This window comes from Cupriavidus necator A5-1 (genome assembly GCF_000744095.1).
In the GTDB taxonomy this organism is placed as follows: Bacteria; Pseudomonadota; Gammaproteobacteria; order Burkholderiales; family Burkholderiaceae; genus Cupriavidus; species Cupriavidus necator_A.
In genome coordinates this window covers 1-9,139 of the sequence record NZ_JQLI01000009.1, presented here as the reverse complement: position 1 = coordinate 9,139, position 9,139 = coordinate 1, and the positions used below count along the sequence as shown (strand labels likewise).

The 9,139-nt window shown below is 65.2% G+C and carries 3 protein-coding genes and 3 pseudogenes; 1 reads left to right on the top strand and 5 read right to left on the bottom strand.

Annotated elements, in window-relative coordinates; all coding sequences use genetic code 11:
- Positions 1–614: IS630 family transposase (locus tag K307_RS48385; RefSeq protein ID WP_042888175.1), on the bottom strand; the 614-nt coding region annotated here is incomplete at its 3' end.
- Positions 615–853: 239 nt separating this feature from the next.
- Here K307_RS48385 and phaP1 point away from each other — a divergent pair.
- On the top strand, positions 854–1,438 hold the full coding sequence (phaP1, locus tag K307_RS44000; protein WP_042885047.1) for a TIGR01841 family phasin PhaP1: 585 nt from the start codon (positions 854–856) through the stop codon (positions 1,436–1,438).
- Between the two features lie 534 nt (positions 1,439–1,972).
- Here phaP1 and lpdA read toward each other — a convergent pair.
- The 4 genes and pseudogenes from lpdA to aceE form a co-directional block, all read right to left on the bottom strand.
- Positions 1,973–3,761: pseudogene (lpdA, locus tag K307_RS43995) on the bottom strand (dihydrolipoyl dehydrogenase).
- A gap of 34 nt (positions 3,762–3,795) precedes the next feature.
- Positions 3,796–4,482 (bottom strand): MFS transporter, encoded by a 687-nt coding sequence (locus tag K307_RS43990; RefSeq protein WP_042885043.1) that lies wholly within the window; start codon positions 4,480–4,482, stop codon positions 3,796–3,798.
- Positions 4,483–4,660: 178 nt separating this feature from the next.
- Positions 4,661–6,320: pseudogene (gene aceF / locus K307_RS43985) on the bottom strand (dihydrolipoyllysine-residue acetyltransferase).
- Positions 6,321–6,484: 164 nt separating this feature from the next.
- A pseudogene (gene aceE / locus K307_RS43980) lies at positions 6,485–9,139 on the bottom strand (pyruvate dehydrogenase (acetyl-transferring), homodimeric type); the annotation flags it as partial.

The window sequence follows — 9,139 nt, the reverse complement described above, 5'->3', positions numbered from 1 at the left end:
TTGCGCTTGTAGTCATGCGTCATGGTGGCCGCACGCCCCTTCTTCAACGGCAAGCCGGGCTGCGTGCGATCCAGCGCCTGCACCTGGCTCTTCTCATCGCAGCACAGCACCAGCGCGTGCTCGGGCGGCGACATGTAGAGGCCAACGATGTCTTCAAGCTTCTCGACGAACTTCGGATCGCGCGAGACCTTGAAGCCGCGCACGATGTGCGGCTTCAACCCGTGGGCGTGCCAATGGCGCATGACGGTGCTGGCGCTCACGCCCAACTCGGCGGCCATCTTGCGCGTGCTCCAGTGCGTGGCTGCTTCGGGCTTGCTTTGCGTGGTCAGTTCCACCAGCCGCGCCGTGTCCACCTTCACCGGCGGCGCACCGCGCGGCAAGTCGCGTTCGATACCGGCCAGCCCCGATTGTGCATACCGCTCACGCCAACGCGACACCTGCACGCGTCCGATTCCCAACTGCTCGGCGATGTCCTTGTTCTGCATTCCGTTGGCGGCCAGCAGCACGATGCGCGCGCGCTGCGCCAGCCTCACGCTCGTGAGCTTTGACCGAACCAGCCTCGTCAACTTGGTTCGCTCCTCGTCGGTCAACATGATCTCGGGGGCAACTCGCACTCGCTCTCTCCACGTTGTGGTCGCAGTAGAGCATTGGAGACGCCGAATTCATATAGGTTCCATCAAGAACAGAACGCTACACTAGAATGGGAATTGTTGCGGCGCACCAAACCTAACGGATGCGTCCTGACCCACCCACACGCCTGGGCTGGCCGACACGGGAAACAACACCGTCACGGCCCTGACATCTAGGCGGCTTAATTTTGCTTGACCTTGAAGTTCACCACTGGAGACCAGCAATGATCCTTACCCCGGAACAAGTCGCGGCAGCGCAAAAGGCTAACCTCGAAACGCTGTTCGGCCTGACCACCAAGGCGTTCGAAGGCGTCGAAAAGCTCGTCGAGCTGAACCTGCAGGTCGTCAAGACCTCGTTCGCCGAGAACGTCGACAACGCCAAGAAGGCCCTGTCGGCCAAGGACGCACAAGAACTGCTGGCCATCCAGGCCGCAGCCGTGCAGCCGGTCGCCGAAAAGACCCTGGCCTACACCCGTCACCTGTACGAAATCGCTTCGGAAACCCAGAGCGAATTCGCCAAGGTGGCCGAGGCCCAACTGGCCGAAGGCTCGAAGAACGTCCAGGCTCTGGTCGAAAACTTCGCCAAGAACGCCCCGGCCGGTTCGGAATCGACCGTGGCCATCGTGAAGTCGGCGATCTCCGCCGCCAACAACGCCTACGAGTCGGTGCAGAAGGCGACCAAGCAAGCGGTCGAAATCGCTGAGACCAACTTCCAGGCTGCGGCGACGGCTGCCACCAAGGCTGCCCAGCAAGCCAGCGCCACGGCCCGCACGGCCACGGCTCCGGTGAAGAAGACCACTGCTGCCTGATAGCTGCAAGGGTTGAAGATGGACCGGCTCCGGCCGGTCCGTTGGCAAAGCACATCGGATTGCGGTCAAGAATGACGGTGTGTTTTGCCAACGATGAAGGTGGTGTCCCGACTGAGTGAACCGGCGCTGCCTTTTCTGCCGATGTCTCCTCGGTACCGCGGTTTCCTTGTCCAAAGGTATCGTTAAGCCCGACCTCTTTAGGTCGGGTTTTTTTTGGATTCTGGTTTGGGAGGATGTGCTTTTGGCCTGCGGCATGCAGTTTGGTCGATGCTCGACGGCATGCATGCCGCAGCATGCCGCAGCGCAAAAGCACATCCCCATCCCGCCCTCCGGCCGAAGCCAATTTTTTGCCCTGACGGCCGCCACGTGGCCGCGCAGCTCGGATCCGAGCACGGCCCGAAAACGACCCTGAACCGCCCCGTCCTGCCAGCCCGCCCGTATTCGTGGTCGGACGAACGCGTCGGCGGTTAATTGCACAATCAGCCAAAAAGAAGCCCACCATCGAGGTGGGCTTCCTGCTACGGTTCCAAACCGTTAACGCTTCCGCGGCGGCGGCACGTCAGTACACGTACCTTCGTAAATCTCGGCCGCCATGCCAATCGACTCGCCCAACGTCGGATGCGGGTGAATCGTCTTGCCAATATCCACCGCATCCGCGCCCATCTCAACGGCCAGGCAGACTTCGCTGATCAGGTCGCCCGCATGCGTGCCAACGATACCGCCACCGATCACGCGATGGGTTTCCTCATCGAAGATCAGCTTGGTAAAGCCCTCGTCCCGACCGTTGGCGATGGCGCGGCCCGAAGCGGCCCAGGGGAACACGCTCTTGCTGTACTTGATGCCCTGCGCCTTGCACTCGTCCTCGGTCAGGCCGGCCCAGGCCACTTCCGGATCGGTGAAGGCCACCGACGGGATCTGCTTCGCGTCGAAGTATGCCTTCTCGCCGTGCGCGGCTTCGGCTGCAACGTGGCTTCGTGCACCGCCTTGTGCGCCAGCATCGGCTGGCCGACGATGTCGCCGATCGCGAAGATATGCGGCACGTTGGTGCGCATCTGCTTGTCGACATTGATAAAGCCACGGTCGGTCACAGCCACACCCGCTTTCTCGGCGCTGATGCGCTTGCCGTTGGGCGCGCGGCCCACCGACACCAGCACCAGGTCGTAGCGCACTGGCTCAGCCGGGGCCTGCTCGCCTTCAAACCTGACGTAGATGCCATCCGGCTTGGCTTCCACGCCGACCGTCTTGGTCTTCAGCATGACCTTGCCGAAGCGGTCCTTGTTCTTCTTTTCCCAGACCTTGACCAGGTCGCGGTCGGCACCGGTCATCAGGCCGTCGAGCATTTCCACGACATCGATTTCGGCACCCAGCGTGCTGTACACCGTGGCCATTTCGAGGCCGATAATGCCGCCGCCGATGACCAGCATCTTGTTGGGGACCTCGGGCAGTTCCAGCGCGCCGTCGAGTCGACGATGCGCGGGTCTTCCGGGATAAAGGGCAGCTTCACCGCCTGGCTGCCGGCGGCGATGATGGCCTTCTCGAAGCGGATCACGGTCTTCTTGCCGGTGCTGCGCTTGCCCTCGCCTTCGGTCAGCTCGACCTCGAGATGATGCGGGTCGAGGAAGTTGCCGATGCCGCGCACCACCTGCACCTTGCGTGCCTTGGCCATGCCGGCCAGGCCGCCGGTCAGCTTGCCGACCACCTGGTTCTTGTAGTGGCGCAGGCCGTCCAGGTCGATCTTGGCTTCGCCGAACAGGATGCCGTGGGCGGCCAGCGCCTTGGCTTCGTCGATCACCGCGGCGTTGTGCAGCAGTGCCTTGGACGGGATGCAGCCGACGTTCAGGCAGACGCCGCCGAGCGTGCTGTAGCGCTCCACCAGCACCGTATTGATGCCCAGGTCGGCGGCGCGGAAGGCGGCCGAGTAGCCGCCGGGGCCGGCGCCCAGTACCAGCATCTCGCACTGGATGTCGGCGCCGCCGCCGTGGGTGGCTGCCGTGGGTGCCGGGCCGGGCCGCTGCGGCCGCTGCGGCCGGTGCGGGCGCCTGCGCCGGAGCCGGGCTTGCGCCGGCGCCGGTGCGGCCGCGGCCTGCTGGGCTTCGACGGTGCAGATCACCGCGCCCTGGCCGACCTTGTCGCCCACCTTGACCTTGACCTCCACCACCTTGCCGGTGGCCGACGACGGCACGTCCATGCTCGCCTTGTCGGACTCCAGCACGATCAGGGACTGTTCCATCTCGACCGTATCGCCGGCCTTGACCAGTACCTCGATCACTTCCACCGCGTCGAAATCGCCGATATCCGGCACCTTGACTTCGATCACACTCATGCTTTGCTCCTCAATGCGCGCCAGCCATCTGGCTTCAGGGCGCGCCGTCGTTGTTGGTTGCCGGGTTGTCTTCTGCCGCGTGGTCTGCCGCCGCCTCGTCTTCCGGCGCCGTCTCTGCCGCATCCTCGGCTGCTGCTGCCGTGGTGCCGCCCTCGTGCAACCGCACGGTGTGGACCTCGATCGGCCCGGCCGAACTCTTGTCGAACTCCACGCCCGCATCGACGCCGATGCGCGCGATCTCGCCCGCATCCAGGTCCGGCCGGTCATACACCGCATGCATCGCGCCCAGCGCGTAGTTGCGGCCCGAGCCGATGCCCCAGAAGCGGTCGAACGAAAACACCTCGCGGTACGAGTAGACGCCGAAGATGCCGGCCGGATTGGCAATCAGGCAGACGATCTGCGACGACTCGTACGGATCGTCATCGTCTTCCTTGGTGTTGACGAAGTAATCCGACTTCAGCTTGTCGTGCACCTTCAGGAAGGTGCGGAACACGTCGTCGCGCGAGCCCAGCCGGCACTCCTCGCCCAGGCCCGCCAGCAGCGTGCGCATGACCGGGAAGTGCGCGGTGGTCCCGGCCAGCGCGATAAAGCCATCGCCCACCGGGAATACCTTCTGGTTGCGCTCGTAGGCGCGCGACAGGCGCGTATCGCCGAAGGTGACCAGCGCGTCCGCCGCGATCGCCACCTCGGCGCCCTTCCGTACGACAACACAAGTAGTCATGGCTCGCTCCTCCTATTCGACTCAGGCGCCAGCCTTTTCGCGCACCGGCAAAGCCGGTGTGCGTTGCGGCTGCTTCAAAATGAAGCGAAGCGGTTCTGGCTAGGCGCGCGGCCGCAGACAGTACAAGTGGTACGGCAAGGCCGCGCAACGACGCCAGAATCATTTTTAAGCAGCCGCTTTACAGCAGGATGCGGCGGAAGTCGGCCAGCAGTTGCGCGAAGTACGTGTTGAAGCGCGCCGCCTCGGCACCGTCGATGACGCGGTGGTCCCACGACAGCGACAGCGGCAGCGTCAGGCGCGGGGCAATTGCTTGCCGTCCCACACCGGCTTCTGGAACGACTTGCACACGCCCATGATCGCGACTTCCGGCGCATTGATGATCGGCGTGAAATACGTGCCGCCGATGCCGCCCAGCGACGAGATCGAGAAGCAGCCGCCCTGCATCTGGTCGGGCTTGAGCTTGCCGTCGCGCGCCAGCTTGGCCAGCTCGCCCATTTCCTGGCTGATCTCGAACACGCCCTTCTTGTCGGCGTCCTTGATCACCGGACGACCAGGCCGTTCGGGGTGTCAGCGGCGAAGCCGATGTTGAAGTACTTCTTCAGCACCAGGTTGTCGCCGTCCAGCGAAGCGTTGAAGTTCGGGAACTTCTTCAGCGCCGCCACGGGTGGCCTTGATCATGAACGCGAGCATCGTTACCTTGATGCCGGCCTTCTCGTTTTCCTTGTTCAGCTGGACGCGGAAGGCTTCCAGATCGGTGATGTCCGCTTCGTCATGGTTGGTGACGTGCGGAATCATGACCCAGTTGCGGTGCAGGTTGGCACCCGAGATCTTCTTGATGCGCGACAGGGCCTTGCTTTCCACCTCGCGAAGCGGGTGAAATCGACCTTCGGCCACGGCAGCAGGCCAAGCTCGCCACCACCGCCGCCAGCCGCGGCAGCCTGGGCCGGCGCGGCGGGCCTGGCCGGTCATCACGCCCTTGACGTACTGCTGCACGTCTTCCTGGGTGATGCGGCCTTTGGGACCGGTGCCCGGCACGCGCGTCACGTCGACGCCCAGTTCGCGCGCGAACTTGCGCACCGAGGGCTGGCGTGGGCGGCCTTGCCGGTGACGCCAGCCTGTGCCGGCGCGGCAGCCGGGCTGCGGCAGGCGCCGGGCAGCGGCGAGGGCCGCAGCCGGTGCCGGTGCAGCGGCGGCCGCGGGGGCCGTGCAGCGGCGGCCGGTGCCGGAGCGGCAGCGCGGCGGCGCCTTCCAGGATCAGCCAGCAGCGTGCCTTCGGACACGTTGTCGCCGACCTTGACCTTGACTTCCTTGACCACGCCGCCCTGCGGCGAGGGCACGTCCCATGGTGGCCTTGTCGGATTCCAACGTCACCACCGCGTCTTCGGCGCTGATGGTGTCGCCCGCCTTGACGTGGACTTCGATGACCGGCACGGCGTCGTAATCGCCGATATCGGGCACCTTCACTTCGATGGTGCCGCCACCGCCGGCGGGCGCTGCGGCCGGGGCCGGAGCCGGTGCGGGGGCTGCGGCGGCAGGCGCCGGGCCGGCGCTGCTGCGGCCGGGGCCGGAGCGGCAGCCGGCGCTGCGGCGCCCTGGCCGGCCGGCTCCAGCATCACCAGCACCGAGCCTTCGGACACGTTGTCGCCCACCTTGATGCGGACATCCTTGACCACGCCGCCCTGCGGCGAGGGCACGTCCATGGTGGCCTTGTCCGACTCCAGCGTCACCAGCGCGTCTTCCGCGTCGATGCTGTCTCCGGGTTTCACATGCACTTCAATGACGGGAACGGCGTCATAGTCGCCGATATCCGGCACCTTGATTTCAATCGCTTGACTCATTCAGTGTCTCCTGGCAGGCCGGCGCGCGCGACGTCCGCAAGCGGCGAGATTACCTTCGCCGCCCGCTTCTGTCACGCCGCCGTGCCGCAAGGCGCCGTCCGGCACTGGGCCGGGCGCCCGCGGCACGGGTCGCCGTACTGCGGGGGTTGGTGCAGGCTGCCGGGTCAGACCGACATCGGGTTAGGCTTGCTCGGGTCGAGGTTGTACTTCTTGATGGCCTCGGCCACCTTGTCGCGGCCGATCGCGCCTTCGTCGGCCAGCGCCTTGAGCGGCCAGCGACCCAGTGGCGGTCCACTTCAAAGAAGTGGCGCAGCTTCTCGCGGGTGTCCGAGCGGCCGAAGCCGTCGCCCAGCACCACGTAGCGGCGCGGCACGAACGGACGGATCTGTTCGGCAAAGGCGCGCACGTAGTCGGTCGAGCGATCACCGGACCGCGGCCGACTTCAGCTTCTGCGCGACGAACGACTCGCGCGGGGTCTCGGTCGGGTGCAGCAGGTTGTAGCGCTCGGTGGCCTGGCCTTCGCGGGCCAGCTCGGTGAAGCTCGGGCAGCCCCACAGGTCCGACTCGACGCCCAGCCTTCTTCAGCAGTTCGGCGGCGGCGATCACTTCGCGGAAGATCGTGCCCGAGCCCAGCAGCTGCACGCGCGGCGCGTTGCTTTCTCGACGCCCTTGCGGAACTGGTACATGCCCTTGACGATGTCCTGCTCTACGCCAGCCGGCATTTCCGGATGCTCGTAGTTCTCGTTCATCACCGTCAGGTAGTAGTAGATGTCTTCCTGTTCGGCGTACATGCGGCGCAGGCCGTCCTGCATGATCACCGCCAGTTCGTACTGGAAAGTCGGGTCGTACGAGATGCAGTTCGGAATCGCGGCGTGGAACACGTGTGAGTGGCCGTCTTCGTGCTGCAGGCCTTCACCGTTCAGCGTGGTGCGGCCGGCGGTGCCGCCCAGCAGGAAGCCGCGCGAGCGCATGTCGGCAGCGGCCCAGCACAGGTCGCCGATACGCTGGATGCCGAACATCGAGTAGTAGATGTAGAACGGGATCATCTGCACGCCGTGTGTCGAGTACGACGTGGCGGCGATCCAGTCGCACATGGCGCCGGCTTCGTTGATGCCTTCCTGCAGCACCTGGCCTGTCTGCGATTCCTTGTAGAACATCAGCTGGTCATGGTCTTCCGGCACGTACTTCTGGCCTTCCTGGTTCCAGATGCCGACCTGGCGGAACAGGCCTTCCATGCCGAAGGTGCGCGACTCGTCCGGCACGATGGGCACCACGTGTTTGCCGATCTGCTTGTCTTTCAGCAGGGTGTTCAGGATACGCACGAAGGCCATGGTGGTGGACACTTCGCGCCCGCCGGTGGCCTTCAGCAGCGCCTCGAACGCGGCCAGCTGCGGGACCGGCAGGGCTTCGGCCTTCTGGCGGCGGCCGGCAGGTAGCCGCCCAGGTTCAGGCGAGCCTGGCGCATGTACTCCAGTTCCTTCGAACCTTCCGGGAAGGTGATGTACGGCACCTCTTCCAGCTGGTCGTCGGCAACGGGGATATTGAACTGGTCGCGGAACTTGCGGATCGCGTCCACCGGCATTTCTTCTGCTGGTGGCCACGTTCATGGCCTGGCCGGCGTCGCCCATGCCATAGCCCTTGATGGTCTTGGCCAGGATCAGCGTGGGCTGGCCCTTGTGCTCGCTGCGGCCTTGTAGGCGGCGTAGATCTTGTGGATCGTGGCCGCCGCGGTTCAGGCGCCAGATGTCGTCGTCGGACCAGTCGGCCACCATCGCCTTCAGCTCAGGCGTGTTGAAGAAGTGCTCGCGGACATAGGCGCCGTCCTTGGCCTTCATCGTCTGGTACTCGCCGTCGACGCATTCCATCATGCGCTTCATCAGCAGGCCCTTGGTGTCGCGCGCCAGCAGCGAATCCCACTTGCTGCCCCACACCACCTTGATCACGTTCCAGCCGGCACCGCGGAACTCGGATTCCAGCTCCTGGATGATCTTGCCGTTGCCGCGCACCGGGCCGTCCAGGCGCTGCAGGTTGCAGTTGATGACAAAGACCAGGTTGTCGAGTTTTTCGCGGCCGGCCATGCCGATCGCGCCCAGCGATTCCGGCTCGTCGGTCTCGCCGTCACCCAGGAAGGCCCAGACCTTGCGATCGCCGGCCTTGGCCAGGCCGGGCTGTCCAGGTACTTCATGAAGCGGGCCTGGTAGATGGCCATGATCGGGCCCAGGCCCATCGACACGGTCGGGAACTGCCAGAAGTCCGGCATCAGCCACGGGTGCGGGTAGGACGAGATGCCCTTGCCGTCGACTTCCTGGCGGAAGTTGTCGAGCTGGTCCTGGGTCAGGCGGCCCAGCAGGAAGGCGCGCGAGTACACGCCCGGAGCCGAGTGGCCCTGCACGAAGACCAGGTCGCCACCGCTCTGTTCGGACGGGGCGCGCCAGAAGTGGTTGTAGCCGACGTCATACAGGGTCGCAGCAGAAGCAAACGAGGAGATATGGCCGCCGACGTTGGTGTGCTTGTTGGCGCGCAGCACCATCGCCATGGCGTTCCAGCGGGTGTACGAGCGGATGCGGTGCTCGACGTCCTGGTCGCCGGGGATGCGGGCCTGCTGGTCGACCGGGATCGTGTTGATGTACTGCGTTTCGGCGTGGAACGGCTGGGTCACGCCGTTCACGCGTGCGTATTCGATCTGCTTGTCGATCAGGAACGCGGCGCGCGCGGGGCCTTCAGCGGCGAGGACGCCCTGCAGGGCGTCAAGCCATTCATGCGTTTCCTGGGGATCGGCGTCGTTGGCGCTGGACGCGCCGAGAATCTGCTCTGGTACG